The sequence below is a fragment of the Paraburkholderia sp. CNPSo 3274 genome, assembly GCF_024206475.1.
GTDB lineage: Bacteria > Pseudomonadota > Gammaproteobacteria > Burkholderiales > Burkholderiaceae > Paraburkholderia.
Map to the genome: position 1 here is coordinate 24,205 of NZ_JAMBPR010000049.1, position 25,898 is coordinate 50,102.

Below are 25,898 nucleotides of genomic sequence, written 5' to 3' on the forward strand. Positions count from 1 at the left end.
CAACGTCTCTCGCCTACTTCGCCGCCGACTCCAGAAAACTCTGCGCAAGCTGCTTCCTCAGGTGATCGGCGGCCGGCGAGAGCCGGCGGCCCACGCGCGTGACCATCTGGCTCGAAAAGCCCGCCGCGATCGGATGATCGATCGGCACGGCCACCAACTCGCCCAGATCGATGCCACGGCGCGCCGTAATCGACGACATGAACGCCACGCCCAGCCCGGCGGCCGCGAGCGTCTGTGCCGTGTTGAACAGATCCACGCGATAAGCGGGTATCACGTTCAGACGCGCGTCGTCGAACAGCGACTGCACGAAGTGCTGCACACCGAACGACTCGGTCATGAAGATCAGGCGCTCGCTGGCGAGTTCGGCGGGCGCCACCTTCTGCATTTTCGCAAAGCGATGCGAGGGCGCGACGAGCGCGCAGAGCGGCCGCGACGCGAAGGGATGAATGCGCATGGCAGGGTCGTCCGAGGTGCGCGTGCACAGGCCGATATCGACGACGTCGTCGCGCACGAGCGACAGCACGACCGGCGTCGGCCCCGAGCGGATCTCCACGAGAATGTCCGGGTACGTCATCGAAAAACGCTGAAGCGCCCGCGCGATCAGATTGCCGATGAAGCCCTCGCCCACGCCCAGTGCCACGCGACCGCGCCTCAGGTGCCGGTACTCCTCCAGGCGCGCGGCCAGATCGCGCTGGCGGCGCTGCCCATCGCGATAATGGTCCACGAACACCTGGCCGATCTCGGTCACGGCCAAGTTGCGCCCGCGCCGCTCGATCAGCGGAAAGCGCAGCCGCCGCTCCAGCGCCGCCACCTGCCGGCTGATCACCGAGGCGTTGATGCCCAGCGCCTCGGCAGCCATGCGCACGCCGCCAGCCGCCGCGATTTCGGCCAGATAGCGCAGCGGCCGCTCGCCGATGTCGTCGACCGCGCCTCGCGCCGCATCTTCCCGATCTGCCTTTCCCCGCACTGCATCGCTCCTTTCACGCGCGCTGTCTTGCTGCGCCGCGACAATCGACCGTTGACTTCAAGGCAACATTTTCGGTGCTTTTCCGTCATGGGTCGACTTTTTCGTCGATGCAATACTCGGCCTTTGGCTTTTGCCCAAACCTATTCCAATAAAAGGAGTCCCCCGTGAGCGAGCACCACTACTGCGAAGTCGCCGACCTGGCCGAAGCCCGATCGGAACTCGACGAAATCCGTCATCACCTCCACAAGCACCCCGAGCTGTCGTACGAGGAAGCCGACACGTCGCGCTTCGTCGCTGAGAAGCTCGAGTCCTGGGGCTACGAAGTCACGCGCCACGTGGGCGGGCATGGCGTCGTGGCGGCGCTCAAGGCGGGCACGAGCGCACGCACCGTAGGCGTGCGCGCCGACATGGACGCCCTGCCGATCCAGGAGCTGACCGGCCTCGACTACGCAAGCGTCCACCAGGGCAAGATGCACGCGTGCGGCCACGACGGCCACACCACCGTGCTGCTCGGCGCAGCACGCCAGCTCGCCAGAACGCGCAATTTCGACGGCACCGTCCACCTGATCTTCCAGCCCGCCGAGGAAGCCGGTTCGGACAGCGGCGCCGAGCGCATGATCGCCGACGGCCTCTTCGAGCGCTTCCCCTGCGAAGCCATCTTCGGGCTGCACAACCATCCGGGCGTGCCCACCGGCACCTTCGGCTTTCGCGCCGGCCCGCTGATGGCCGCGTGCGACACCGTCAAGCTGCGCGTTCACGGCAAGGGCGGCCATGCGGCGCGCCCGCATCTGGCCGTCGACCCGGTGCTCGTGGGCAGCAGCATCGTGATGGCCCTGCAGTCGGTGGTGTCGCGCAACGTGGATCCTAATGAAGCCGCGGTCGTGACGGTTGGCGCATTCCGTTCGGGCCACGCGCCGAACGTGATTCCCGAAGACGCCGTGCTCGAAATGAGCGTGCGCTCGTTCTCGCCCGAGGTGCGCGCGACGCTCGAGGCGCGCATCCGCGCGCTGGTTCAGGCGCAGGCGCAAAGCTACGGCGCGACGGTGGACATCGAGTTCATCCGCGGCTACCCGGTGCTGATCAACAGCGAAGCCGAAACCGAATTCGCACGTCAGGTCGCCGAGGAACTGGTCGGGCCGGAGCATGTCATCGCGCCGTTCCCGCCGATCGCCGGCAGCGAGGACTTCGCGTACTACCTGCAGCAGCGCCCCGGTTGTTTCGTACGCCTGGGCAATGGAGCAGGCCGGCCGATGCTGCACAACGCGCGCTACGACTTCAACGACGAGAACCTGACCATTGGCGCTGCGTTCTGGACGCGCCTCGTCGAACGCTTCCTCAGCAAGGACCGTGCATGAACGCCACCACCGAACCGCTTTTGAAAGCGGCCGAAGAAGCGACGCTCTTGCCTGGCTACCAGCGCAAGATCGTTCTCGCGGCGGTGATCGGCAACCTGCTCGAATTCTTCGATTTCACTGTCTATAGCTATTTCGCGCTCACAATCGGCCACCAGTTCTTTCCGGCCGACGGCCAGGTCACGTCGCTGCTGCTCGCGTTCGCGGTGTTCGCCGTGGGCTTCGTGATGCGCCCGCTCGGCGGCATCGTGCTCGGCCGCTACGCGGACCGCGCGGGCCGCAAGCCGGCGCTCACGCTCACCATCCTGCTGATGGCGGTGGGTTCCGCGTCCATCGGTCTTGCGCCCACCTATGCGCAGATCGGCCTTGCCGCGCCTGTGCTGATCGTCGTCGCCCGCCTCGTGCAGGGTTTCGCGCAAGGCGGCGAGTTTGGCGCGGCAACCGCCACCCTCCTCGAAATGGGCGGACAGGCGAGCCGCGGCTTTCGCGCGAGCTGGCAGCTCGCGAGCCAGGGCGCGGCGGCGCTGCTCGGCTCGGGCCTCGCGGCGAGCCTCGGCTTTCTGCTCTCCGCGGAAACGATGCATAGCTGGGGCTGGCGCATTCCGTTTTTGCTCGGCACGCTCATCGCGCCGGTTGGCATCTATCTGCGCCGGCACATTCGCGAAGAGCCGCCAGCGCAGCGCGTGGTCGCGGACCGCAACGACCCGAAGCGCGGCCTGTACGTGCGCAACTGGTTTCTCACGATCTTCGCGATCATGGGCATGTCGGTTTCGACGTACGTGATGATGTACTACATGCCGACTTACTGCATCCAGTACCTGGGACTGCCACCCAAAATGTCGATTCTCGCGGGCGTGGCGTCCAGCACGATCTCGCTTGTGATGTGCCCGATCTACGGCGCGTGGTCGGACCGCATGGGCCGCCGCAAGCCGCTTACGATAATCGGACGCGTCGCGCTGATCCTGCTGCTCTATCCGGCGTTCTGGCTCATGACGCACTTTCCGTCGCTGCCGGTCGTGCTCGCCGCGCTTATCGTGCTCATGCTCTGCTATACGATGGGCTCCGCCCCCGCTTACGCGTTGATGCCGGAAAATTTTCCGAAACATCTGCGCGCAGGCTATATGTCGAGCGCGTACGCGATTGCGGTGTCGGTCTTCGGCGGTACGGCCCAGCTCGTGGCCGGCTGGCTCATCCATGCGACGGGTAACAAGATGGCGCCCGCGTGGTACATGATCGGCTGCGTGCTCATCTCGCTCATCGCCGTTTCGATGTTCGAGGAAACCGGCAACAAGGCGATCGACTGACCGGTCGATTGAAAAGCATGCGGCCTTGAAAAAAGGCGGGCGAACGGGGGCACGGCATGACGGCGCTGGCCGGCGTCATGCTCATAGCGCCACCTGCACGCCCAGCTCGACCACGTGCTCGGGCGCGAGGCCGTAGTACTCGGCGCTCGACGTGCAGTGATATGACATGAACGCGAAGAGCCGCGCGCGCCAGCGGCTCACGTCCTGCTGGGCGTGCTGACGCAGCACCTCGTCGCGCGGCAAATAGAACGTGGTCTGTTGCGGGTCGAAACGCCAGTCGCCCAACCTGCCTTGCAGCGAGTCCAGAAGGCGCGGCAGATTGGGCCGCTCGACAAAGCCATGATGCGCGACGATCTCCCAGCAGCCCGCACCGAGGTCGCGCACTTCAATGCGCGTTTCATCGTCCGCCTGTGGCGCGGACTCCGAAACATTGGCGAATACGATCACCGTACGATGCAGGACGTGATTGTGACGTACGTTGCTCGCGAGCGCGTCCGGCGTCATGCCCGGTGCGTTGCCCGGGTACACGGCCGTGCCCGGCACGCGGGGCAGCTTCGGATCGGCAGCGCAGATGCCACGTAAAAACGCGTCTACCGACTCGCCGCGTGCCGCGTGGCGCGCCTCCAGTTCGCGGCCCCGGTTCCAGGTACTCATCGCGATGAATAGCAACGCGCCCACGGAAACCGGGAACCAGCCGCCCGAAGGGATTTTCGGCAGGCTCGCAGCGAGCAGCATGCCGTCCACGACCAGCAGCGGCACGCACGCGAGCCACGTGGCGACGCGCGGCCAGCCCCAAACTTCGCGGCACACGGATAGCATCTGCATCGACGTGGTCACCATCGTCATCGCCACCGCGAGGCCATATGCGGACGTGAGCCGCTCGGAGCTGCGAAAGAACAGCACGAGAAACACCACGGCCACGAGCAACCCCGCGTTGACCGCCGGAACATAAACCTGGCCGCGCCGCGTGCTCGAGGTTTCGATCGTGCGCATGCGCGGCAGGAAGCCTAGCTCGATGGCCTGGCTCGTCATCGAAAACGCGCCCGAGATCACCGCTTGCGAAGCGATGATGGTGGCGAGCATGGCAATGCCGACCGCCGGAATGAGCGCCCAATGCGGCACCGAGCGAAAGAACGGCTGGCTGGCCCCGCTCGGCTCGAACAGCACGCTCGCGGCCTGGCCGAAATAGCCTGCGACGATCGCGGGCAGCACGACGCAAAAGAACGCAATGCGAATGGAGCGCGTGCCGAAGTGGCCAATGTCGGCGTAGAGCGCCTCGGCGCCCGTCAACGCAAGGATCACGGCGGCGAGCACGCCAAACGCGAGCCCCGGATGCGCGAGCGCGAGCCGAACGGCCCAGACCGGCGACACCGCGGCGAGAATCGCCGGATAGCGCACGATGTGATAAACGCCCACCGCGCCGAGGCTCAAAAACCAGAGCGCCATGACGGGCCCGAACGTGCGCCCGACCACGGCGCTGCCGCGCGACTGGAACAAGAAGAGCGCCACGAGAATCGCCAAGGAAACCGGCAGCACGGCGCTGTCGAATGCGGGATTGATTTCCTTGAGGCCTTCCACCGCGGAGAGCACGGAAATGGCGGGCGTGATCATCGAGTCGCCGTAGAACATCGCCGCGCCGACGAGCCCCGCGAGCACGAGCAGACGCGGCGCGGGGCGCCCCGCCTTCGTGAATCCGGCGCGCACGAGCGCCGTGAGCGCGACGATGCCGCCCTCGCCTTCGTTGTCGGCGCGCATGACGAAACAGGCGTACTTGAGCACCACGACGATCAGCACCGTCCACAGGATCATGGAGAGTACGCCCATCACCTCGGGCTGCGCCGTGGAATGCGCCGTCTGGACGGCTTCGCGCAGCGCGTAGATCGGGCTCGTGCCGATGTCGCCGAACACCACGCCGAGCGCGCCGAGCACCAGCGCGCGCTGGCCGGAGTCGTCGGCCTGCTTGCGCGCCTGCTCTTTCGGCGCGTTTCCGAGCGGGTTGAGGCGTTCCTGAAGCATGGCTGCGCGGCGTTCGTGGAGGCTTTGCCCTCTCGCAATTAGCGTTCCTCTTGAGCCTGAACGAGAGAAGGGTCGATGCAATTTCCCGGCCGCGTTGCGAACTTGCGTTAACCGTCGGGCGCGCCTATATTTTGATTGCGAATGGTTGCGATGCGCAACCATCGGCGTGAAGACCGGAACGGAGACCCTCATGGATTATGTCGACGTGCCCGCGCAGCCTCGCGAGACGACCATCCTCGAGCTGCGCGAGTTCTCGCGGCGGCTCGTGCGCGAACTGGGCTTCATGCGCACGACGCTCGCCGATAGCGATCTCGCCCCGTCCGCCGTGCACGCCATCATCGAAATCGGCGCGCAGCCGGGCATCAATGCGAGAGCGCTGGGCGACATCCTGCGGCTCGACAAGTCGAACACGAGCCGGCAGGTCGCACGGCTCGAAGCGGCCGGTCTCGTCAAACGCAAGATCGCCGCCGACGACGCCCGTTCCTCCGAGCTGACCCTGAGCGCGGCGGGCCAGAAGCTGCGCGCGAAGATCGACCGCTTCGCCACGGATCAGGTTTCCAACGCGCTGCGCAGGCTCGTTCCTGCCGACCAGCAAGCGCTCGTTCGTGCGCTCGCGCTCTACGCCGACGCGCTCGCGCACGACAACCCCAACGAGACCCGCGCAACCGCGCCGGCGGCGGGGTTGCAGATCGTGGAAGGCTACCGGCCCGGCTGCATTGGCGACATCGCGAGCCTGCACGCGCGGTTCTACGCGGCGAACTGGGGCTTCGGCGCTTACTTCGAGAAGAAGGTGGCGACGGAACTCGCCGAATTCGCCGGCGCCTTGCCAGCCGTTGGCAAGGCGCTCTGGCTCGCACTGGAGCGCGATCGCGTGCTGGCTTCGCTGGCCATCGACGGGCACGAGAGCGGCAACGCAGGCGTCGCCCATCTGCGCTGGTTTATCGTGGACGACTCACTACGCGGCACCGGTGTCGGCAGGCAGTTGATGACGAACGCGATGGAGTTCGTCGATGCGCAGTACGCCGAGACTTACCTGTGGACGTTCAAGGGCCTCGAAGCCGCACGGCATCTATATGAGTCGTTCGGCTTCCGGCCGGCGGAGGAGTTCGAAGGCGGCCAGTGGGGCAAGAAGGTCACGGAGCAACGCTTTGTGAGGCGGCGCGCCCGTTGACTCGCATCACACGGAACTTGCCGGGCGCCCGCGCGTTTCAGGCATGCGCAGATACACGATCAGCGAAATCGCAGCGCAGGCCGTCACGTACCAGTAGAAGTACTGCTCGTGCCCGCTCGCCTTGAAGCGCAGCGCGACGAACTCCGTTGTGCCGCCGAGAATCGCCGTGGTGAGCGCGTACGGCAGGCCCACCGCGAGCGCGCGAATGCGCGTGGGGAACAGCTCCGTTTTCGCGAGCATGTGCACCGAGGTGAAGCCGCTTAGCATCACGAGACCAGCGAACGACAGCAGGAACGCCACCAGCGGATCGCGCGTATGGCTAAGCGCCGTGAAGAGCGGTACGGAAAACAGCGTGGTCGAAAGGCCAAAGCAGATCAGCACGGGGCGGCGGCCAAACACGTCGGACGCGAGCCCGAAGAGCGGCTGGAGCGGCAAATACAGCAGCAGCGCGCCGGTGGAGACGAGCGTAGACATCTCCTTCGAAAGGCCCACGGTGTTTACGAGGTACTTTTGCATATAAATCGTGAACGCAACGTAACCCACGGCCGCGATGGCCGCCGTGTTCATGAGCTGCACGGTCGGCTTGTCGCTCGGGAAAAACGACTTCGCGAAGTAAATCGAAAAAATGCTGTACGCCAGAAAGTCGTACCACTCGATCAGGTTGCCGGCCAGGCCCCCGACGATCGAACGGATGCGTGGCCGCACGATCGGCGCAGCGTGCGTGTCCACCGCCTGATTATCTATTCGGACTCCGAAATCCGTGTCGTTCGACATGCGTGTCTCCTCCTCTTGTTTTTCGAAATTACAGGGTGTGGCGTTCAGTCCTTCGGTGCGTACTCGCTATCGAGCCGGTCGAAGAGCGGCTTGTTCACGAGGCGCTGACGCTCGGCGAACGGCGCGACGATAGCTGCGTCTTCGTCGAGGCGGCCATTCGTGCGCAATTGCCCGAGAGCACGCTGCATGCCGACCACCGCGCCTTGCAGCGCTGCGTTCGCGTACAGCACCAGCGCGTAGCCAAGGCCAGCCAGCGCTTCACGCGACTGCACCGGCGTCTTGCCGCCAATCACGATGTTGATGAGCTGCGGCGCGTCGATGAGCCTGGGCAGGCGCTCGATGTCTTCGAGCTTTTCCGTGGCTTCGATAAAGAGGATGTCCGCGCCCGCCTCGATGAACGCGTGGCCGCGCGCAATCGCGTCTTCGATGCCGTGCACGGCGGCTGCGTCGGTGCGCGCCATGATGAGCAGGTTGCCGTCTTCGCGCGCGTCAACGGCCGCGCGGATCTTGCCCACCATCTCGCTCGCGCCGATCACTTCCTTGTTGGCGAAGTGGCCGCACTTCTTCGGCATCACCTGGTCTTCGAACTGGATCGCGTCGGCGCAGCTGCGCTCTAGCGTCCGCACGGTCTGGCGCACATTGAGCGCGTTGCCGAATCCCGTGTCCGCGTCGACGATGAGCGGCAGGTTGACCGCGTCGCGCACGCGCGCCGTGTGCTCGGCAATGTCGCTCAAACCGATGAATCCGAGATCGGGCAGGCCGAACGACATGTTGGTGACGCCCGCGCCCGTGAGGTAGAGCGCTTCGAAGCCGGCGTCCTCGATCACGCGGGCGCTCATGGCATTGAAGGCGCCCGGCACGAGCAGGCCGCGGCGTTCGTTGACCTTGGCGCGGAAAGCGGCGCGGCGTGCGGCAGTGGAGGTGGTCATCGCAGGAACTCCGTTCTGTTGGTTTGGAGATAGACGAGATTTTGGCACGAAGCAGGACGCCCGGCCGAAGCCGGGCGCGAAGTAAACGCTCGGGCGAGCGTGGAACGTAGCGCCGCCGCGCTCGGGTAATATGACAGGCTAAATATCGCGTCGAACGACAACGCCTCCACCCTCCCGCGGATCCTGCCATCGTGAACTATTTCAATGTCCTGCTCGCGCTTTCGGGCGTCCTGCTGCTGAGCGTCGCCAGCCCCGGGCCGAACTTCGTCATCGTCACCTCCACGGCGGTGGCCTCGCGGCGCGCGGGCCTCGCGACCGGCCTCGGCCTCGCCGCCGCCTCCGGCACGTGGGCATGGATCGCCATCGCAGGCTTGAGCCTGATCGTCACCCACGTGGCCTGGATCGGCACTGGGCTGCGCATCGCGGGCGCAGCCTATCTGATCTGGCTCGGCGCGAAAATGCTCCTCACCGCGCGACAGCCTTTGCAGGTTGCGGCACAGGCGGGCGCATCGGGTTGGGCCCCAGCGAAAAAGGGCTACGTCGTCAGCATGACGAATCCCAAGGCCATCGCGTTCTACGGCAGCATCTTCGCGTTGATGGTGCCCGCTTCCGCGCCACGCTGGCTCGAAGCGGCGGTCGTCGTGATCGCCGTCCTCATATCGTGCGCCTGGTATTGCACGATGGCCCTGCTCGCCTCGCATCCCACCGTGCGCCAGTTCCTCGTCCGGCGCAAAGCCGCGCTCGACTCGGTGGTGGGCGTCGTGCTGATCGGACTCGGCGGGCGCATGCTCGCTGGACGCTGAGCCTGCCCACGCGGCCGTGAGCGGGCGCATGGCTTCGCGATGGCTGCGCGCCGCACCGATGGCGTTCGCGCTGGCGTTCGTGCTCGCGGCGTCGTCCTTGCTGGCCCATGCGCAAAGCGCGCCCAAGGTCGTCGACATTCCTAACCGGCCCGGCGTCACCCAGCGCTTCCTTTTCATTGCGCCCGCGGCGCCGAAGGCGGTCGCGATTCTTTACGCGGGCGGGCACGGCGGCCTGCAACTGGACCCGCAGGGAAACTTCGGCTGGGGCGCCAACAACTTTCTCGTGCGCACCCGCATGCTGTTCGTGAACGACGGCGTTGCCGTGGCGGTCATCGACGCACCGAGCGACCGCCAATCGCCGCCCTACCTGGACGGCGGCTTTCGCCTCACGCCCGAACACGCCGCGGATGCCCGCGCCGTGATCGCGTGGTTGCGCGAACAACTACACGTGCCGGTCTGGCTCGTCGGCACGAGCCGCGGCACGCAGTCGGTCGCGGCCATCGCCATTGCGCTCGCGAACGACCCAAACCCGAACGCAATCCCCAGCGCGGGCCCGGACGGCATCGTGCTCACCTCGACCATCCTGCGCGAAAATCGGGGCGGCGACCCGGTCACGGGCATGAACCTCTCCGCGCTCAAGATTCCCGTGCTCGTGGTACACAACAAGGACGACGCCTGCAAGCTGTGTCCGGTATCCGAAACGGACGCACTCATGCAAAAGCTCACGCAATCGCCGAGAACGAAGCTGATGCTCGTCTCCGGCGGCGCTTCGCGGGGCGACCCATGTGGGGCGTTCGCGTATCACGGCTTCAACGGCATCGAGGGCGAAGTCGTGCACGGCATCACGGCGTGGATGCTTGCGCCTTGAGTATGCTTCGAACGCGCGTTAGCGCCGCTTGCGCGCCACCCGTCCCGCTTCGCTCCCCGCCTCGTCCTTCAGCCAGTCACGAAACGCCGTGAGGCGCGGCAGACTCGCGCACTCGTGCCGATAGACCACGTAGTACGCCAGCGCCGACGTGAAGGCGACCTCCGGAAAGAGGCGGACGAGCCGGCCAGCCGCGAGATCGTCGCGCGCCATGACGCTGCGCGCGAGCGCGACACCGTGCCCGTCTATCGCTGCCTGCAGCACCGCAGCCGAATTGTTGATCTTCATGCCACGGCTCGCTGATGCGAGCGTCACGCCCACGCTCTCGAACCACGCAGGCCATGAAGCAAAGCCCGCATGGCTGTCCACGGAGAGATCGTGAATGAGCGGCGCGCGGGTGAGATCGCGTGGCGCGCGCCATTTGCCGGCTCGGCGCACGGCTGGTGAGCAGACGGGATAGATCTCCTCGTCCATGAGCTTTTCGGCGGCGAGCCCCGGCCATGCGCCGGCGCCATAACGCACGCCGATATCGACGCCCTGCGCAACGAAGTCGAGCAGTTTCAGGCTCGTGTCCAGACGCACGTCGGTGTCCGGCCATGCGGCCTGAAAGCGGTCGATGCGCGGCAAGAGCCATTTGGCGGCGAATGCCGGGCTCACCGTGACGGTCAGCACGCCGTTCGCCGATCCTTCCTTCAGGCGTTCCAGCCCCAGGCTCAAGCGATCGAAACCCGCGCGGATGTCGGGCAGCGCGCGCTCGGCCACTTCCGTCACCACCAGCCGCGCCCTACCGCCGCTGCCGCGTACGAACAAGGGCGTACCGAGCCAGTCTTCGAGACTGCGCACGAGCTGGCCGACGGCGGCGGGCGTCACATTCAGCTCGGCCGCCGCGGCGGAAAAACTCTGATGCCGAGCGCTCGCTTCGAATGCGCGCATGGCGTTGAGGTAGACCGGCGTCTTCATGATCTAAAGATTTTCTATCAATGGGAGACAGAATATCTGATTTGTGAGCGCGTGCGGACGCGAACAGAATGAGTGCCGTCGACGTGGTGCCGGGCGCATTCCCTGCCGCCGGCGTCGCCCCATTCCGTGGCTTCGAGGAGTCCATCATGAACCATAGTTTTTCTTTTGATTTTACGTCCAGGGTCGCGATTCTCACCGGCGGCGGTTCTGGCATCGGCAAGGAAGTCGCCGCGCGTCTCGTGAAGGGCGGCGCGCGCGTCGTCATCGGCGGGCGCGACGAGGCGAAACTGCGCGAAGCGGCTGCGCAAATCGACGCTTCAGGCGCCGACGTGCGCTTTCATCCCGGCGATATCGCGCTGCCCGCCACCGCGGCTGCGCTCGTCGACCTCGCGACCGAAGCGTTCGGCGGTGTCGACATTCTCATCAACAACGCCGGCATTTTCCGGCCCAAAGCGTTTCTCGACGTGACCGAGGCCGAATACGACGGCTTTCTCGACACGATCCTCAAAGGCAAGTTCTTCATGGCGCAGGCCGCGGCAAAGGCGATGCTCAAGCGCGGCGGCGGCGCAATCGTGCAGACGGGTTCGCTCTGGGCCCTACAGGCCATCGGCGCCACGCCTTCCGCGGCGTACTCGGCAGCAAATGCGGGCGTGCATGCGCTCACGCGCAATCTGGCCATTGAACTGGCGTCCTCGAACATCCGCATCAATACCGTCGCGCCGGGCGTCGTGGAAACGCCGGTGTATCGCACCTTCATGACGGAGGACGAAGTCAGCAAGACGCTGCCGGGGTTCAACGCGTTTCATCCGCTCGGGCGCAACGGCCAACCCGCGGATGTTGCCGAGGCCATGCTCTTTCTCGCCTCGCCTCACGCCTCCTGGATTACGGGCACCGTGCTGCCCGTGGACGGCGGCGTGATGGCCGGGCGCCACGCCTGAAGCGCGAGCGGCATATCGATTTTTCGAGACGACACACAGGAGCACACCGCGGTCTATCTGCAAATCATCCTCAAGATCGCCGCTAACAACCGCGCGGCAATGGCAATTCCGCCCGCCACGCTTGTAATTTTTCTACCCCGTTCCCCGCCTGGCTGATCTTTCACGTTTGCACTGCCGCACTCCGTCTTGCGCCAGCCCTGCGTCCAGCTATTCCCGGTAAGCCGCCATCACGATCCACATGTCGCGCTCGCCGTTGCTCACTTCAGCAGCCAGCGCATAGCGATCGTGCGGGCTGCATGCGTTTTGCAGCGCCTTGCGCGCCTGCTCCGTGTTGTCGTACTCGCGCCTTTCCAGCGGACGCACCTCACTGCGTCCCTCAAACATCTTCTGGTCCTTGCGGTAGATAAGCGTTTCGTTTTTCCATTCGCGAAAGCATTCCCGGACATGCTGGAAATCGCCTGCGCAAACATTCACCTCGTAGCGTGGAGTTGACTTCATGATCGATGCCTCCCTTGCCGGTTCTACGCGCACGAGCCGTTTTCCTCACGCCACGCGCGTGCCCACCTGCGTGGACGCATGAAGCGTGCCGGGCTTCGCCTCGCGTGCGGCTTTTTCACGGTGCCATCGGCGTCGCGACCAACTCTTATATAAGACATAAGACATTTGACGTTATATTATATTGCGCTTAAAATCGCGATCAAAGCAGTGCCTGGAAAAGCCTCGGAGTGCCTGAAAAGCCTTCGCCTTCAAACGCAATACCAGTAGGTCCCCCAATGCTTGAAAATTTTCGCGCTCACGTAGCGGAACGCGCCGCACTCGGTATTCCTCCCCTGCCGCTCACGGCTCAGCAGACCGCCGAACTGGTGGAACTGCTGACGAATCCGCCCGCTGGCGAAGAGCAGACCCTGCTCGACCTGATCACCAACCGCGTGCCCGCAGGCGTTGACGAAGCCGCCCGCGTGAAGGCCGGGTTCCTGGCCGCCGTGGCCAAGGGCGAAACCGCCTGCGCGCTGATCTCGCGCGCTCGCGCCACCGAACTGCTCGGCACGATGCTGGGCGGCTACAACATCCAGCCGCTGATCGAACTGCTGTCCGACGCCGAAGTGGGCACCGTGGCCGCCGACGCGCTGAAGAAAACCCTGCTGATGTTCGACCAGTTCCACGACGTCAAGGAACTGGCCGACAAGGGCAACGCCAACGCAAAGACCGTGCTGCAAAGCTGGGCCGACGCCGAATGGTTCACGAGCCGCCCGGAAGTGCCGCAAAGCCTGACCATCACCGTGTTCAAGGTGACAGGCGAGACCAACACGGACGATCTCTCGCCGGCTCCGGACGCCACCACGCGCCCGGACATCCCGATGCACGCGCTGGCGATGCTGAAGAACGCCCGTCCCGGCATCACGCCGGAAGAAGACGGCAAGCGCGGCCCGGTCAAGTTCATCGAATCGCTGAAGGAAAAGGGCCACCTGGTCGCCTACGTGGGCGACGTGGTCGGCACCGGCTCCTCGCGCAAGTCGGCCACCAACTCGGTGCTGTGGTTCACGGGTGAAGACATCCCCTTCATCCCGAACAAGCGCTTTGGCGGCGTGTGCCTGGGCGGCAAGATCGCCCCGATCTTCTACAACACGATGGAAGACGCCGGCGCCCTGCCGATCGAACTCGACGTGTCGAAGATGGAAATGGGCGACGTGGTCGAACTGCGCCCGTACGAAGGCCGTGCGCTCAAGAACGGCGAAGTCATCTCCGAATTCCAGGTCAAGTCCGACGTGCTGTTCGACGAAGTGCGCGCGGGCGGCCGCATTCCGCTGATCATCGGCCGCGGCCTGACCGCCAAGGCGCGTGAAGCGCTGGGGCTGGCCCCGTCGACGCTGTTCCGCTTGCCGCAGCAGCCGGCCAACAGCGGCAAGGGTTTCTCGCTGGCGCAGAAGATGGTTGGCCGCGCGTGCGGTCTGCCGGAAGGCCAGGGCGTGCGCCCGGGCGCGTACTGCGAGCCGAAGATGACCTCGGTGGGCTCGCAGGACACTACGGGCCCGATGACCCGCGACGAACTGAAGGACCTGGCGTGCCTGGGCTTCTCGGCCGACCTCGTCATGCAGTCGTTCTGCCACACCGCCGCGTATCCGAAGCCGGTGGACGTGAAGACGCACCAAACGCTGCCGAACTTCATCAGCAACCGCGGCGGCATCGCGCTGCGTCCGGGCGACGGCGTGATCCACTCGTGGCTGAACCGCATGCTGCTGCCCGACACCGTCGGCACCGGCGGCGACTCGCACACGCGCTTCCCGATCGGCATCAGCTTCCCGGCGGGTTCGGGTCTGGTCGCCTTCGCGGCTGCCACCGGCACGATGCCGCTGGACATGCCGGAATCGGTGCTCGTGCGCTTCAAGGGCAAGATGCAGCCGGGCGTCACGCTGCGTGACCTCGTCAACGCCATCCCGCTCTACGCCATCAAGCAAGGCACGCTGACGGTCGCCAAGCAAGGCAAGAAGAACATCTTCTCGGGCCGCATTCTCGAAATCGAAGGCCTGCCCGATCTGAAGGTCGAGCAAGCGTTCGAACTGTCGGATGCTTCCGCCGAGCGTTCGGCCGCCGGTTGCGCGGTCCACCTGAACAAGGAACCGATCATCGAATACCTCAACAGCAACATCACGCTGCTGAAGTGGATGATCGCGCAAGGCTACCAGGACCCGCGCAGCCTCCAGCGCCGTATCAAGGCGATGGAAGCGTGGCTGGCCGATCCGCAACTGCTGCAACCGGATGCCGACGCCGAGTACGCCGCCGTCATCGAAATCGACCTGGCCGACGTGCATGAGCCGATCGTGGCCTGCCCGAACGATCCCGACGACGTGAAGACGCTGTCGGATGTTGCCGGCGCGAAGATCGACGAAGTGTTCATCGGCTCGTGCATGACCAACATCGGCCACTTCCGTGCCGCATCGAAGCTGCTCGAAGGCAAGCGCGACATTCCGGTCAAGCTGTGGGTCGCTCCGCCGACCAAGATGGACCAGAAGCAGCTGACCGAAGAAGGCCACTACGGCGTGTTCGGCACGGCTGGCGCGCGTACCGAAATGCCGGGCTGCTCGCTGTGCATGGGTAACCAGGCACAAGTGCGCGAAGGCGCAACGGTCATGTCGACCTCGACGCGTAACTTCCCGAACCGTCTGGGCAAGAACACGAACGTGTACCTCGGTTCGGCGGAACTGGCTGCGATCTGCTCGCGTCTGGGCAAGATCCCGACCAAGGAAGAGTACATGGCCGATATGGGCGTGCTCAACGCCAACGGCGACAAGATCTATCAGTACATGAACTTCGACCAGATCGCCGACTTCAAGGAAGTGGCCGATACGGTGACGATGTAAGTGTCACGCTGGATTACGGCGCGGGGGTTTTGTTGTAGATCCGCGCTGTAGCACCAGACAATGGCGCCGCAGGCTGAATGCCTACGGCGCCATTTTTTTTTGGTTCGCCGAGATCCTGCGTTATGCGCTGGGGTCGAGAGAGCTGCTTCCGGAAGCGATGATTGCCCGAACGACCAGCATGATGCGTTCGACTCGCGCGCTGGGCCGGATTCGGCCTGAACGCTCGAGTTCGGCGAGCCCATGCAGGGCGGCCCAAAAGGTCTCGGTCACGTTCTCGACATCGACGGAAAACGGCGCAACGGCCGACGCAAGCGCTTCGAAACCAGCCCGCAGTTCCGGTCGGGTTTCGGCGTCAGCGAACCGCAGATCCGTCGGAAGGGTGAACATCGCCTCGTAGAGCGCGGGGCACCGCACTGCAAAGCCGAGATAGGCCTTGGCGACATTCTCGAGGGCGTCTTGTTGCCCCGTCGCCCCATGGACCGCTTCCCGAAGCGCCACTGCGAGCTCCTGAAAACCCTCGACTGCAACCGCTGCCACGATCGCGTCCCTATTCTCGAAATGCGAGTAGAGGACCGGCTGGCTATATTCGATCTCTTCGGCGAGGCGGCGAACCGTGACGGCATCCCATCCTTCGCGCTCCGCGATCAGGCGCGCAGCCGCGACGATGCGGGACTCGCGCTCAGCCCGTTGCCTGCCTTTGCGCTCGGCGATACTCAACTTTTCATCTCCCTGACCCGGATGGTCCACATGCCACGTGATGATACGGAAGCTTGATAATCTAGCAATGCTAGATTATATTCCATCACTACATCACGAAGCATAGGACATTGCGATGCATTGGCTTTCGATCGGACCGGCACTCTTCCTGGCCCTCGCGATTATCGCGATCGGCACCCAATATCTTGTGAGGCCAATGACCGCGACACGCAGTTTCGGCTTGCCGCTTCCAGAAAACGGCGCCAACGTCGCCTGGTGGCTTCGCCTCAAGGGCGTGCGCGACATTGCGTCGGGACTGGCGGTCCTGGCGTTCATGGTGTGGGGCACGCCTCTCGGGGCCGGCATCATCCTGCTTGTGGAAGCCGTCATCCCTGTTGGCGACATGCTGCTCATTCTTGCCGCGAAAGGCTCCACCAAAAGCGCCTTCGGCATGCATGGCGCAACGGCCGTGCTGATGGTTTTCACCGCGATTTCGATGACGTTGGGAGGGCGCTGAGATGATTCATACGCTTTCAATCTGGCTCCTCGCCGCCGGCTTCTTTGGCGCCGGTCTCTTCAACGCAATCAGCACGCCCGCGACGCAAAGCGATTACGTCCGGTGGGGTTACCCGCGCTGGTGGGGTCGTTTAACCGGCGCACTGGAGATGATGTGCGCCGTTCTGATTGCACTTCCGGCAAGTCGCATGGTTGGTCTGGCGCTTGGGGCGCTAATCATCGCGGCTGCGGTTTTGACCGTTCTGCGTCACCGCGACTTCACGCACCTTGTGCCGCTGGGTGTTTTTGTCGCCGTGATCGCGCTCGCAGGGATCTCATTTTGAGAGGGCGCAGCGCAAAGACGTCGATGCGCGCCGCGCGCTGATTGCACCCGGTGCAATCAGCGCGCGACTCGGATGTCCCGCCTGTTATGCCAACACGGTGTATTCAGCCGTTCCCGCCGTGAAAGAGCGTCAGCTTGTTCGATACCGAATTCACGCCCTGCACCGAACGCGTAACCTCTTCCGCCTGCCGGATCTGGTCGCCAGTGCGAACCGTGCCGCTCAGCGTCACGGCGCCGCTTCGCGCGCGAACGAAAACGCCGGAAACGTTGAATCCCTGCGCCCTCGACAGCGCGCGCCGCACAGCACGGGCGAGTGCCCGGTCCGACTTCGCCGCGCTGGGCGCCGCCTGGGTCGCGCCCATTGGCATCGAAGCGTCCATTGGCTCGCTTGCCGACTGGGCATGAGCCATGCCAGCGGCGGTCAACAGAAGAAACGCAAACAAGGCGCATTGCAGATTCGATTTCATGACCCACTCCCGTCATTGCCGCGCAGGGCTGCGCCGGCCGCAGTCCATATTGCACCACCATGCGAACACCCGCTCCGACGGCGCTCGAATCGCGCCGTCGCTCTACACGGCCGCGGATGTCGCCGCAACGGCTAGAAAGGTCTGCACGATGCCTCGCTTGCGTTGGCTGTGAAGGCAGGCCACCGAATCGATATTGCAGCCGCGTAGTTCCTCCACCGGGATGGCAACGGTACGCGCGCCCTCGGGAATCTCGCGCTCGAGCACGAATCCGATGCCGAGGCCTTGCCGGACGGCTTCCAGAACGGCCTCGCGACTACCCAGTTTCAGCGCCGTCGGGAGCGACATCCCCGCACGTCGCAAGGCTTCGTCGACAAGCCGTTGGGTGTTGGATCCCGCCTCCCGGCGAATCACGGCATACGCCCCGAGATCGCCGAGGGACACGCTTTTGGCCGCTGCGAGCGGATGATGCGCTGGCACGAGAACCCGCATGTCCTGCCGCGCGACGGGAATCGACGTCACACGGGCATCGCTCCTGGCATTGCCGATGACCACCGCGTCCACCCGATACGCGAGCAGATCGTCCCAGACCTCGCGCTGACTTCCGAACGAGACCGAAATTTCGATGTCCGGATACTGCGCGCGAAAGGCGGCCACCACTTGAAGCACCACCTGTGGGCCATCGGCGGCGAGTTTGAGGCTGCCGTGCTGAAACATCGTCGCCCGGCTCACCATGTCCTCGATCTGCTCCTCGGCCGCAAACATCTGCCGGGTCAGTTCAAAGAGCGGCTTCGCGGCATCGGTTGGAAGAACGCCCTCATTCGTGCGGATAAATAGCGCCTGCTTGCAATCCTCTTCGAGATTGCGAATCTGCGCCGTGATGGCCGGTTGCGTCAGGCCGAGAAGATTCGCGGCCTTCGAAAAACTGCCCTCGCGCGCGACCGCGTCGAACGCCCTGAGCTGGAAATAGCGCATCGCCACCTCGAACCTCACCCTATAAATATCGATGCGAAAATATAGCATCCATATTAATTTGACTGCCACGGGTCCGCACTCTAAGCTCGGTGCCGTTGCGGTTCTGGCTCCCCGCCCTTTTGACTCCTGGTGAGATTCGTAATGAGCAAACAGATCGACTACCTCAATCCCGCCCTCCCTCGGGGCCTCCGGCGAGTGGCGATGCCTGTGGTCGACGCAACTCCGGCAACGCTGACTGACTATGGCAAGCTGGTGGACGACCCGCACGCATGCCAGGTGGAAATCGTCCAGTGGCCCGCAGTAGGGTCAAGACCGATCGACCCGGGAACCGGCGACGAAGCGGGCACGACCGAAGGCACATTCGTCAGCGAATGGCGCGGTGACATCCTCTACGGTCGAAACGAAGCGGTAGGCGGCAACTATGTTCTCGCGTACGCAACGGAGCCAGACGACGCACGCGAAGACAGCGCCGCCGCACCGGAACGCATGTTGATATGGCATGCGAACTATCATCCCGACGGCGGCCAACTGTTCTTTCCGCTCGATCGTCGCCCGTTCTACGTTCCGCTGGCATTGCCAGGCGACGATATTACGCCGGAGAAGTTCGTGTGCTTCCGCTTCGACGGACGGCAGGGTCTCTATATCCACCCCAACATCTGGCATGAAGGCGTGTTCACGGTCGACGGCACTCAGCGATTCTTCGACAAACAAGGCGCTGTCCATGCACGCGTCTCGGTCGAATTTGCGTCGGAGTTTGGCTGTCTGCTCGAGGCGGCCATTGCGCGTGACTAGCGCGCGCCGCTCCCGCAGACGCACTGCGATGGATGACGCTAGCGGACGTCGCTCGAGCGCGTCATATCCTTTGCTTCCGTGTCGACGGCATCGCTGTGCAGCAATGCATGCTGCCGTTCAGGCGTTTCGCTTTGCGCCATGCCTTCCTTGAATCCCTTCACCGCGACGCCCAGATCGCCTCCGATGTTGCGTAGCTTCTTCGTACCGAAAACCAGTGCCACGATCAGGAGAACGATCATCCAATGCCAAATGCTCAACGAACCCATAACTGAAAACCCTCTCTTTGCCGTCGCGCGCGTCGCTCGCGACGAATGACATGAACCTTGCGGCCCGACCCCGCGTATAGCCCGATGTTCCGCAGGCGTATTGGAGCGCGCGGATGTGTCTCGCTCGTTTCCTGGAACAGCGGTTTTGTATGCGCATGTACGAACGCACCGTGTAGATACACGCATATACAAAAGGGAGCCGTGTCCGCCAATCTGCGCGCGCATGGCGCGAATCGCGGCCTCAGCGCGGTCGGTGCACGACCGCCTTTCAAACGGTTCCAGACAAGCGTTTAATATCGGCTGCAACGTCTCTTTGGGAGCCCTCCCATGCTTAGGGTACTTGAACCGGGCGACTACTTCGGCACCACTTCCCAGCGATACGGGGATGACGGCATCTCGGTCGTGGAGACCGATTTCGCAACGGATCTGATCATCCCGCAGCACGAGCATGTCAACCCGTTTTTCTGTTTCGTGCTGAATGGTTGCGGAACCCGATCCTGGCCGGCCCGCCGCGGCGAAGACGGGCCGATGTCGCTGACGTTTTTCCCCGCGGGCGTGCCACATGCCAACACCTGGTACGGGGCCGGCGGCAAGGCACTCCATCTCGAGTTCTCGACCTCGTGGGCACAGCGGCTTGGCGGCCGGACCCGGGTCCTCGATCGTCCCGATGACTTTGCAGGCGGCGCACCGCTGTCGTTCATGCGCCGCCTGGTCCGCGAATGCCGCGAGCAAGATTCGGCTACGTCGTTGGCAGTCGAAGGGCTGGTACTCGAACTGCTTGCCGCGTGCGAGCGCTCGGTCTCGCGTGCGGCGACGGCTGGCGGTTCGCGCCGCTGGCTCGCTCGCGTGGAAGCAATGCTGCACGATCGCTTTCGCGAGACGTTGACGCTGGATGAAATTGCTTCGGACAACCATGTTTGTGCCGACCACCTTGCGCGTGAATTCCGCAAGCACTTTGGCTGTCCGGTCGGGGAGTACGTGCGCCAGCTTCGGCTCGATTTCGCATGCTCTGAATTGACCCGTGGACGCCTCTCGCTCGCAGCGATTGCCGAGGCCGCCGGCTTCGCCGATCAAAGCCACTTTACGCGCGTCTTTCGGCGCCGGATGGGTCTGACACCAGGCGGGTACCGCGCGCAGCTGCTTGAAAATCGCTCCTGTACCAAAGATTGACGCTCCGGTACAAGACCCACAGAGCGGCCACGGCCTAGAGTGGCTCGCATGTTCGACACGAACTGACGTTCCTGGAGATCGATGTGAGCCCCGATGCCTTTCCCTATCTGACCCGCCTTGACGTCCTCTACGCCTTCGGCGAAATCATCGACGTGCCCGCCCTCGTGGCCGCAAACCGCCACCCCTGGTACAACCAGACGCTATGCGAGGTGAACCAGTCGGTCGTCCGGCTGGGTGTCGTGCAGGGCGAATATCACTGGCACAAACACGACGCAGAAGACGAGTTCTTTTATGTCGTAAGCGGACACTTCCTGATCGATCTCGAAGACCGGGTCATCGATTTGAGCCCGGGACAAGCGTTTGTCGTGCGTACCGCTCGTCTGACAAATTTACAATACCGTAAGCTACGCGCAGCCACGGGCCATATCCCAGAAACCCAGGTACACCACCTAGATAAATCTGATTGACGATTTCGATGTCGTCTGACAACAATATCCATGTAATCGAGTCAGCCGCTCCTGTTCGATCTCGTCGCTGTAACCGTGCCTCTCCCGTTCGCATTAGCGTCGCCACGCGGCCCAATGGCCGCCGAAGTCCGGCCGTCACCCCTGCAGCAAAACAATTCAGCGAGACAACATAGGAGAACGAATCAAATGGCAACACATGACCAGGACGATCCCCTGCTCTCCGAAGCCCCCACCAATGCGCCCGCCTCGCCCAAACGGCGCGCGTTCATGGCCTTTGCCGGTGCGTCCGCAGGCGCGAGCCTCTTCGCCGCCAGCCGCGCAGCGGCAGCAGCCGATTCCATGTTTCCCACGCCTGCCACATTCGGAGGAAAGATTCCGCAGCCGCCCGGCCACGCCGCCGGTGACCCGATCTGGGGCCCAGAGGGCCAGGCCACGGCGATCATCAGGAGGCTTGCCCACGTCGATCGCTCGCTGTTCTCCCGCGCCGATTTTCACCTAACTAGCTACGGTGCGCGCATACTCCCCGCCTCCGCACTGATTACGTCGACCGCCTGGCCGGGCGGCAAGATTCCATGGGTGACGGGCGGCACCGAACAGACCGCGCATCCGACCAGCGACCTGCAAAGCCCGGGCTCGGGCGTGATGGTGCCGTGTGACTACACGGGCACGCAATACGACTCATGCACCGCGATCAATACGGCGATTATCGACGCGAGCCGTGCCGGTGGCGGCCGCGTGGTGGTGCCGGCCGGCAACTGGTACTGCGGCGGTCCGATCGTGCTGCTGAGCCATGTGAACCTCCACCTGGAATCAGGCTGCACGATCTATTTCAGCCCGAATCCCGCCGACTATGCGAAAAACGGCCCGTATAAGACAGCGAACGGCAATCTGTACCATACGCGCTGGCAGGCGAACGACTGCCTGAATTTCGGCTCGCCGATTTATGCATTCCGCCAGACCAACATTGCGGTGACCGCCGACGACAACACCTGCGTGCTGAACGGTCAGGCGATGACGCCGATGCAACTGAGCACCCAGGCGCCCACCTCGTGCTGGTGGACCTACAAGGGAAGCAGCAACACCTATGGCTGCGCCGGTTCTTCAACGCCGTCACAAGCCTATGTGAATCCGAACAACGTCGCGCTAACCAGCCTCCCCGCTGCCCAGATCCAGAACCCGCAGGCGAACGTCTCCTTTACGAATCAGTACGGCGTGACGACTTCGCTGATGACCCTGCTCACGGGCACGGGCTGGAACCAGGACCAGAACTATCTGCCCGCGCTCTCCGAGCTGCGCGTGCCGTTCGAGAACCGCATTTTCGGCAACGGACACTATCTGCGTCCGTGCATGATCGAGTTCATCGGCTGCACCAACGTGTATCTGCAGAACTACCACACGCAGACCACGCCGTTCTGGCAGCACCATCCCACCGATTGCACGAACGTGGTGATCGACGGCGTGTTCGCTGACAGCGTCGGACCGAACAACGACGGCTTCGATCCGGACGCTTGCAATCACGTGCTGGTGCAAAACGTTCAGTTCAACACCGGCGACGACTGCATCGCGATCAAGTCCGGCAAGTATCTCGACACCGAGTACGGTCCGATGCAGAACATCGTCGTGCAGAACTGCACGATGCAAAGCGGGCACGGCGGTCTGACGATCGGCAGCGAAATGAGCGCGGGCGTGCGCAACGTCTACGCTCGCAACCTGACGATGCAAAACGAGAACTGGGCGAGCAATCCGCTGAATATCGCGCTGCGGTTCAAGAGCAACATGAATCGCGGCGGGTTCATCAACAACGTCTGGATCAACGGCGTGACGCTCGCCAACGGCGTGAACCTCGCGGGGAAATACGGTGGCGGCTCGCTGGGCGCTGCGATCAGCAAGATCACGGGTACGGGAACGACCGGTCTCGCAACGAACCCGTCGACGGGCCAGGGCGGCTTGATCACGTTCGACTGCGATTACAGCCCGTCCGGCGACGCGGTGCGCTGGAGTCCGTCGCTGATCAGCAACATCAACATCACGAACGTGAACGCGAGCAACGTGTCGGGCGCGGTGTCTTACTCCATGCCTTCGGGCTTCGTCGCCGGGTCGAACTCGTGCTTCCAGGCGATCGTCATGCAGGGCCCCGAGGCGGTCGATTACAACGGTCCGCTGCCGGTGCCGACCGTGAGTCCGATCAGCGGCGTCACGATCTCGAACTGCAACCTCGGCAGCCCGGTGTGCACGGGCGCGGTTCCGACCACGCCTTCGACATCGGCGACGGCCGCGCCGGGGCCGGTCTTCGCGAGCAACGTGAGCGGCATTACGCTGACCAATGTGGTGATCGCGGGCACCACGTACAACACGTCGCTGACCGCACCGGCGACCTGATGCCGACGCACACGGACGCGGGCTAGCGCGTTCCGTGTGCGCGGCGATCGGTTCGTCAGCGTGGCTCCTTGTCTGCCGGAGGTTGCCGGGGTTTCGGCGCCGGTTCATTTCCGGACTGCACCGGCTCGCGCGTACAGGCGTCCGGCGGCATGACAAAGGGAATGTCGTCGCGGCAACATGCATACACCGGAAACCCGTACGCATTCGTACCGACGATGGTCGTTGGCCCGTGCAGCGGGCACACCGCCTTCATGGCGTCTCCTGAAACTCGTCGCTGAAATACTTGTAGCGTACCCCTCGCGGGGCATCGCTCAGGCTTTCTTCACGTAGGCACTGCACCAGCCTTTGGCGTCGACGATCTTGCCGCCGTAGGTCGCGCACGGGCCGTTCGGCGCGCCGGGCTTGCCCTGAAACAGCTGGCAATTCGCGCAGGTCTGCCCCGCCTGGAAGTGCGGGAACCTGGTCTTGTCGACTTTGCTCGCGTCGGCTTTGTAGCCGAGCGCCATGGCGGTCGGGTCGCTCTCGGAGAGCACCGGCGCGTCGGCGCGCGATTCGTTGGAAAGCGCCGCCGTGGAAGCCACGGAGGCGGCAAGGATCATGAAGCGACGACGGGAAAGCGGCATGGTGGGGCTCCTGAGCATGGAACGTACCCGGCTCTCGTTGTTGCTGATCAGGTGGCCGATTCGTTCGCGGATTTTACGTGTGCTATTTATTTATATCACTTGATGATGCGTTGTAAAGAACGGAAACATTGCACTTCGCATGGCGCTTTTAATTATTTCGCTATGCCAGGCAATTTTTACGACGACCGCAAACGCGGCGCCACAACGGCGCCGCACTGGCTTCACCACGCCGCGCAGACCTTGCCGAAATGCGCTCCGGCCTGCTGATGGCGAAACGCATCGGCAAGCTCGTCCAGCCCGAACGTACGGTCGATCACGGGGCGAATGCCAGCCTGATCGAGCGCCGCGACGTAGTCTTGTTGCTGGCGCCGGCTGCCCACGATCAAGCCCTGCAGGCGCGCCTGCTTCGCCATGAGTACGGAGGTCGGCACGGTGCCTTCGCGTCCGGTCAACACGCCGATCAGCGCGATGTGGCCGCCTACGCGCACCGCGTCGATCGACTGGGCGAGCGTGCCCGGGCCGCCGACTTCGATCACGTGATCCACGCCCTTGCCGCCCGTCATGTCGCGCACGAGCGCGCCCCACTTTTCGTGTTGCCGGTAGTTGACCACCTGGTCGGCACCCAGCGCTTTCGCACGCGCCAGCTTCTCGTCCGACGATGACGTGACGATGACCGAAGCGCCCATCATCCGCGCGATCTGCAACGCCGCGATCGACACGCCGCCGGTGCCGAGCGTCAGCACGGTGTCGCCGGCCTTGAGGCCGCCGTCGGCCACGAGCGCGCGCCATGCCGTGAGCCCCGCCGTCGTGATCGTGGCCGCCTCGGCGTGGGTCCAGCCCCGCGGCGCGAGCGTGAAGGCGCTCGCGGGCCGCAAGGCGTGCAAGGTCGCGAAGCCGTCCACGCCGTCGCCGGGCGTCTGCGCGAAGTTGCCCACGGCCTGCCACGGCAAACCGTCCGCCCATTGCGGGAAGAAACACGACACGACGTGGTCGCCGCGCTTGAACTCCGTCACGCCCGCGCCCACCGCCGACACCAAGCCCGCGCCGTCCGCCATCAGCACACGTCCATCTGCCGTGGGAATGGCGCCATTGGCCACCAGCAGATCGTGAAAATTGAGCGACGTGGCGTGTAGCTCCACGCGGATCTCGCCGGCGCCGGGCGCGCCGGGCTCGGCGATATCGCGCAGTTCGATCCGGTCGAGCCCGCCCGGCGCACGCACCACGGCGGCCTTCATTGCCGTGCTCCCTTCGCCTTGCGCGCGGCGTCGATCAGGCCGTCTAGCCAGTCCTGGTGCCCGTTGATCATCGGATTCGGGCGCGTCTTCGCCAGCTCCACAGCCGGTTTGCCCTTCTGCGACTCCTGCGTGAGCACGCGCACGCGGCCGCCGGAAAGGTCTTCGATCAGCCATGCGTGAATCACGTCCAGGCGCGATTGTTCGTCGCCCTCGGCCCAGCCGTGCCACGCCACGCGCGCGGGCTGGCCCGCCGCCGGCGGCACGTACTCGGTCACTTTGGCCTGTACCGGAAAGCCGAAGGTTTTGAAGTAAAAGCGCGCGCCCGCGCTCAGTTCGGGGCCCGGGCCGTCGTGGAAGCCGACATCCGCGGAATTGCTGTAGTAGCTCGGCCACACGGTCGCGTTGTACAGCAGCGGCCAGACGTCGTCGGTGGAAAGGCCCGCCACGATCACTTCGTTGGAACAGAAGTTATCGGTCGTGCCGGGCAAGTAATCGTCGGGCCAGAGAATCTCGTTCATGTTCGTTACCTTTCGATGCTGTCGGTTTCGGTGCGGT

The 25,898-nt window shown here is 64.2% G+C and carries 26 protein-coding genes; 13 read left to right on the forward strand and 13 right to left on the reverse strand.

The genetic code is table 11. The annotated features are described in order from the left end of the window. Positions 1-13: 13 nt before the first annotated feature. A complete protein-coding gene (locus M3I54_RS28675) occupies positions 14-967 on the reverse strand; it encodes a LysR family transcriptional regulator (RefSeq protein ID WP_254342037.1) in 954 nt (317 codons plus the stop codon). A 164-nt stretch (positions 968-1,131) separates the two neighbouring features. On the opposite strand from M3I54_RS28675, the gene M3I54_RS28680 reads away from it, so the two are divergent. Beyond that, positions 1,132-2,322 carry a M20 aminoacylase family protein gene (locus M3I54_RS28680; RefSeq protein WP_254342038.1) on the forward strand — a complete coding sequence of 397 codons (1,191 nt, stop codon included), beginning with the start codon at positions 1,132-1,134 and terminating at the stop codon, positions 2,320-2,322. Next, positions 2,319-3,623, forward strand: coding sequence for an MFS transporter (locus M3I54_RS28685; RefSeq protein ID WP_254342039.1), 1,305 nt, complete (start codon positions 2,319-2,321; stop codon positions 3,621-3,623). Before M3I54_RS28680 ends, M3I54_RS28685 begins: the two co-directional genes overlap by 4 nt. Positions 3,624-3,704: 81 nt before the next feature. On the opposite strand, the gene M3I54_RS28690 is transcribed toward M3I54_RS28685, so the two are convergent. Beyond that, positions 3,705-5,639 carry a potassium transporter Kup gene (locus tag M3I54_RS28690; protein ID WP_254342040.1) on the reverse strand — a complete coding sequence of 645 codons (1,935 nt, stop codon included), beginning with the start codon at positions 5,637-5,639 and terminating at the stop codon, positions 3,705-3,707. A gap of 190 nt (positions 5,640-5,829) precedes the next feature. Between M3I54_RS28690 and M3I54_RS28695 the strand changes: the two genes are divergently transcribed. After that, positions 5,830-6,810 (forward strand): bifunctional helix-turn-helix transcriptional regulator/GNAT family N-acetyltransferase, encoded by a 981-nt coding sequence (locus M3I54_RS28695; RefSeq protein WP_254342041.1) that lies wholly within the window; start codon positions 5,830-5,832, stop codon positions 6,808-6,810. A gap of 6 nt (positions 6,811-6,816) precedes the next feature. Here the strand turns inward: M3I54_RS28695 and M3I54_RS28700 are convergent, their stop codons facing one another. Then, positions 6,817-7,584, reverse strand: a complete 768-nt coding sequence (locus tag M3I54_RS28700) for an MFS transporter (protein WP_254342042.1) — start codon at positions 7,582-7,584, stop codon at positions 6,817-6,819. Between the two features lie 44 nt (positions 7,585-7,628). Further along, the gene (locus M3I54_RS28705; RefSeq protein ID WP_254342043.1) at positions 7,629-8,513 is read right to left on the reverse strand and encodes an oxaloacetate decarboxylase; all 885 of its coding nucleotides are present in this window, start codon (positions 8,511-8,513) and stop codon (positions 7,629-7,631) included. Between the two features lie 191 nt (positions 8,514-8,704). On the opposite strand from M3I54_RS28705, the gene M3I54_RS28710 reads away from it, so the two are divergent. Then, positions 8,705-9,316 carry a LysE family translocator gene (locus M3I54_RS28710; protein ID WP_375542226.1) on the forward strand — a complete coding sequence of 204 codons (612 nt, stop codon included), beginning with the start codon at positions 8,705-8,707 and terminating at the stop codon, positions 9,314-9,316. Positions 9,317-9,344: 28 nt separating this feature from the next. Further along, positions 9,345-10,184 carry a S9 family peptidase gene (locus M3I54_RS28715; RefSeq protein WP_254342044.1) on the forward strand — a complete coding sequence of 280 codons (840 nt, stop codon included), beginning with the start codon at positions 9,345-9,347 and terminating at the stop codon, positions 10,182-10,184. 18 nt (positions 10,185-10,202) lie between these two features. Here the strand turns inward: M3I54_RS28715 and gcvA are convergent, their stop codons facing one another. Next, positions 10,203-11,141 carry a transcriptional regulator GcvA gene (gene gcvA / locus M3I54_RS28720; protein ID WP_254342045.1) on the reverse strand — a complete coding sequence of 313 codons (939 nt, stop codon included), beginning with the start codon at positions 11,139-11,141 and terminating at the stop codon, positions 10,203-10,205. Positions 11,142-11,287: 146 nt separating this feature from the next. Here gcvA and M3I54_RS28725 point away from each other — a divergent pair, with 146 nt between their 5' ends. Continuing rightward, positions 11,288-12,079, forward strand: a complete 792-nt coding sequence (locus tag M3I54_RS28725) for an SDR family NAD(P)-dependent oxidoreductase (RefSeq protein WP_254342046.1) — start codon at positions 11,288-11,290, stop codon at positions 12,077-12,079. 207 nt (positions 12,080-12,286) lie between these two features. Here M3I54_RS28725 and M3I54_RS28730 read toward each other — a convergent pair whose 3' ends face one another. Next, a complete protein-coding gene (locus M3I54_RS28730; protein WP_254342047.1) occupies positions 12,287-12,577 on the reverse strand; it encodes a hypothetical protein in 291 nt (96 codons plus the stop codon). Positions 12,578-12,852: 275 nt separating this feature from the next. Between M3I54_RS28730 and acnB the strand changes: the two genes are divergently transcribed. Beyond that, positions 12,853-15,438 carry a bifunctional aconitate hydratase 2/2-methylisocitrate dehydratase gene (acnB, locus tag M3I54_RS28735; RefSeq protein WP_254342048.1) on the forward strand — a complete coding sequence of 862 codons (2,586 nt, stop codon included), beginning with the start codon at positions 12,853-12,855 and terminating at the stop codon, positions 15,436-15,438. A 120-nt stretch (positions 15,439-15,558) separates the two neighbouring features. Here the strand turns inward: acnB and M3I54_RS28740 are convergent, their stop codons facing one another. After that, positions 15,559-16,155 (reverse strand): TetR/AcrR family transcriptional regulator, encoded by a 597-nt coding sequence (locus tag M3I54_RS28740; protein WP_254342049.1) that lies wholly within the window; start codon positions 16,153-16,155, stop codon positions 15,559-15,561. Between the two features lie 115 nt (positions 16,156-16,270). Here M3I54_RS28740 and M3I54_RS28745 point away from each other — a divergent pair, with 115 nt between their 5' ends. Then, positions 16,271-16,651 carry a DUF4267 domain-containing protein gene (locus M3I54_RS28745; RefSeq protein WP_254342050.1) on the forward strand — a complete coding sequence of 127 codons (381 nt, stop codon included), beginning with the start codon at positions 16,271-16,273 and terminating at the stop codon, positions 16,649-16,651. 1 nt (position 16,652) lies between these two features. Next, a complete protein-coding gene (locus M3I54_RS28750) occupies positions 16,653-16,973 on the forward strand; it encodes a DoxX family protein (RefSeq protein WP_254342051.1) in 321 nt (106 codons plus the stop codon). Between the two features lie 103 nt (positions 16,974-17,076). Here the strand turns inward: M3I54_RS28750 and M3I54_RS28755 are convergent, their stop codons facing one another. Both M3I54_RS28755 and M3I54_RS28760 read right to left on the reverse strand, forming a co-directional pair. Beyond that, positions 17,077-17,439 (reverse strand): BON domain-containing protein, encoded by a 363-nt coding sequence (locus M3I54_RS28755; RefSeq protein ID WP_254342052.1) that lies wholly within the window; start codon positions 17,437-17,439, stop codon positions 17,077-17,079. Between the two features lie 102 nt (positions 17,440-17,541). Beyond that, the gene (locus M3I54_RS28760) at positions 17,542-18,411 is read right to left on the reverse strand and encodes a LysR family transcriptional regulator (protein ID WP_254342053.1); all 870 of its coding nucleotides are present in this window, start codon (positions 18,409-18,411) and stop codon (positions 17,542-17,544) included. 141 nt (positions 18,412-18,552) lie between these two features. On the opposite strand from M3I54_RS28760, the gene M3I54_RS28765 reads away from it, so the two are divergent. Then, the gene (locus M3I54_RS28765; RefSeq protein ID WP_254342054.1) at positions 18,553-19,203 is read left to right on the forward strand and encodes an ureidoglycolate lyase; all 651 of its coding nucleotides are present in this window, start codon (positions 18,553-18,555) and stop codon (positions 19,201-19,203) included. Between the two features lie 38 nt (positions 19,204-19,241). On the opposite strand, the gene tatA is transcribed toward M3I54_RS28765, so the two are convergent. Then, positions 19,242-19,469, reverse strand: coding sequence for a Sec-independent protein translocase subunit TatA (gene tatA / locus M3I54_RS28770; RefSeq protein ID WP_254342055.1), 228 nt, complete (start codon positions 19,467-19,469; stop codon positions 19,242-19,244). A gap of 327 nt (positions 19,470-19,796) precedes the next feature. On the opposite strand from tatA, the gene M3I54_RS28775 reads away from it, so the two are divergent. From M3I54_RS28775 to M3I54_RS28785, 3 genes are all read left to right on the forward strand, one after another. Continuing rightward, positions 19,797-20,639 (forward strand): AraC family transcriptional regulator, encoded by an 843-nt coding sequence (locus M3I54_RS28775; protein ID WP_254342056.1) that lies wholly within the window; start codon positions 19,797-19,799, stop codon positions 20,637-20,639. Positions 20,640-20,722: 83 nt separating this feature from the next. Then, positions 20,723-21,106 carry a cupin domain-containing protein gene (locus M3I54_RS28780; RefSeq protein WP_254342057.1) on the forward strand — a complete coding sequence of 128 codons (384 nt, stop codon included), beginning with the start codon at positions 20,723-20,725 and terminating at the stop codon, positions 21,104-21,106. A 186-nt stretch (positions 21,107-21,292) separates the two neighbouring features. Further along, positions 21,293-23,485, forward strand: coding sequence for a glycoside hydrolase family 28 protein (locus M3I54_RS28785; RefSeq protein WP_254342058.1), 2,193 nt, complete (start codon positions 21,293-21,295; stop codon positions 23,483-23,485). A 311-nt stretch (positions 23,486-23,796) separates the two neighbouring features. On the opposite strand, the gene M3I54_RS28790 is transcribed toward M3I54_RS28785, so the two are convergent. The 3 genes from M3I54_RS28790 to M3I54_RS28800 form a co-directional block, all read right to left on the reverse strand. Beyond that, positions 23,797-24,108 carry a high-potential iron-sulfur protein gene (locus M3I54_RS28790; protein ID WP_254342059.1) on the reverse strand — a complete coding sequence of 104 codons (312 nt, stop codon included), beginning with the start codon at positions 24,106-24,108 and terminating at the stop codon, positions 23,797-23,799. A 221-nt stretch (positions 24,109-24,329) separates the two neighbouring features. Next, positions 24,330-25,343 carry an NAD(P)-dependent alcohol dehydrogenase gene (locus tag M3I54_RS28795; protein ID WP_254342060.1) on the reverse strand — a complete coding sequence of 338 codons (1,014 nt, stop codon included), beginning with the start codon at positions 25,341-25,343 and terminating at the stop codon, positions 24,330-24,332. Next, entirely contained in the window at positions 25,340-25,861 is a 522-nt protein-coding gene (locus M3I54_RS28800) for an SRPBCC domain-containing protein (protein ID WP_254342061.1), read from the reverse strand. Before M3I54_RS28800 ends, M3I54_RS28795 begins: the two co-directional genes overlap by 4 nt. Positions 25,862-25,898: the final 37 nt, after the last annotated feature.

Excerpts from the sequence above, each read along its gene's own strand:
- M3I54_RS28715 (WP_254342044.1), top strand. The coding sequence starts at position 9,345 with ATGGCTTCGCGATGGCTGCGCGCCGCACCGATGGCGTTCGCGCTGGCG.
- tatA (WP_254342055.1), bottom strand. The coding sequence starts at position 19,469 with ATGGGTTCGTTGAGCATTTGGCATTGGATGATCGTTCTCCTGATCGTG.
- M3I54_RS28690 (WP_254342040.1), bottom strand. The coding sequence starts at position 5,639 with ATGCTTCAGGAACGCCTCAACCCGCTCGGAAACGCGCCGAAAGAGCAG.
- M3I54_RS28760 (WP_254342053.1), bottom strand. The coding sequence starts at position 18,411 with ATGCGCTATTTCCAGCTCAGGGCGTTCGACGCGGTCGCGCGCGAGGGC.
- M3I54_RS28700 (WP_254342042.1), bottom strand. The coding sequence starts at position 7,584 with ATGTCGAACGACACGGATTTCGGAGTCCGAATAGATAATCAGGCGGTG.
- M3I54_RS28730 (WP_254342047.1), bottom strand. The coding sequence starts at position 12,577 with ATGAAGTCAACTCCACGCTACGAGGTGAATGTTTGCGCAGGCGATTTC.
- gcvA (WP_254342045.1), bottom strand. The coding sequence starts at position 11,141 with ATGAAGACGCCGGTCTACCTCAACGCCATGCGCGCATTCGAAGCGAGC.
- M3I54_RS28750 (WP_254342051.1), top strand. The coding sequence starts at position 16,653 with ATGATTCATACGCTTTCAATCTGGCTCCTCGCCGCCGGCTTCTTTGGC.
- M3I54_RS28745 (WP_254342050.1), top strand. The coding sequence starts at position 16,271 with ATGCATTGGCTTTCGATCGGACCGGCACTCTTCCTGGCCCTCGCGATT.
- acnB (WP_254342048.1), top strand. The coding sequence starts at position 12,853 with ATGCTTGAAAATTTTCGCGCTCACGTAGCGGAACGCGCCGCACTCGGT.
- M3I54_RS28790 (WP_254342059.1), bottom strand. The coding sequence starts at position 24,108 with ATGCCGCTTTCCCGTCGTCGCTTCATGATCCTTGCCGCCTCCGTGGCT.
- M3I54_RS28765 (WP_254342054.1), top strand. The coding sequence starts at position 18,553 with ATGAGCAAACAGATCGACTACCTCAATCCCGCCCTCCCTCGGGGCCTC.
- M3I54_RS28725 (WP_254342046.1), top strand. The coding sequence starts at position 11,288 with ATGAACCATAGTTTTTCTTTTGATTTTACGTCCAGGGTCGCGATTCTC.
- M3I54_RS28800 (WP_254342061.1), bottom strand. The coding sequence starts at position 25,861 with ATGAACGAGATTCTCTGGCCCGACGATTACTTGCCCGGCACGACCGAT.
- M3I54_RS28685 (WP_254342039.1), top strand. The coding sequence starts at position 2,319 with ATGAACGCCACCACCGAACCGCTTTTGAAAGCGGCCGAAGAAGCGACG.
- M3I54_RS28795 (WP_254342060.1), bottom strand. The coding sequence starts at position 25,343 with ATGAAGGCCGCCGTGGTGCGTGCGCCGGGCGGGCTCGACCGGATCGAA.
- M3I54_RS28755 (WP_254342052.1), bottom strand. The coding sequence starts at position 17,439 with ATGAAATCGAATCTGCAATGCGCCTTGTTTGCGTTTCTTCTGTTGACC.
- M3I54_RS28695 (WP_254342041.1), top strand. The coding sequence starts at position 5,830 with ATGGATTATGTCGACGTGCCCGCGCAGCCTCGCGAGACGACCATCCTC.
- M3I54_RS28775 (WP_254342056.1), top strand. The coding sequence starts at position 19,797 with ATGCTTAGGGTACTTGAACCGGGCGACTACTTCGGCACCACTTCCCAG.
- M3I54_RS28785 (WP_254342058.1), top strand. The coding sequence starts at position 21,293 with ATGGCAACACATGACCAGGACGATCCCCTGCTCTCCGAAGCCCCCACC.
- M3I54_RS28705 (WP_254342043.1), bottom strand. The coding sequence starts at position 8,513 with ATGACCACCTCCACTGCCGCACGCCGCGCCGCTTTCCGCGCCAAGGTC.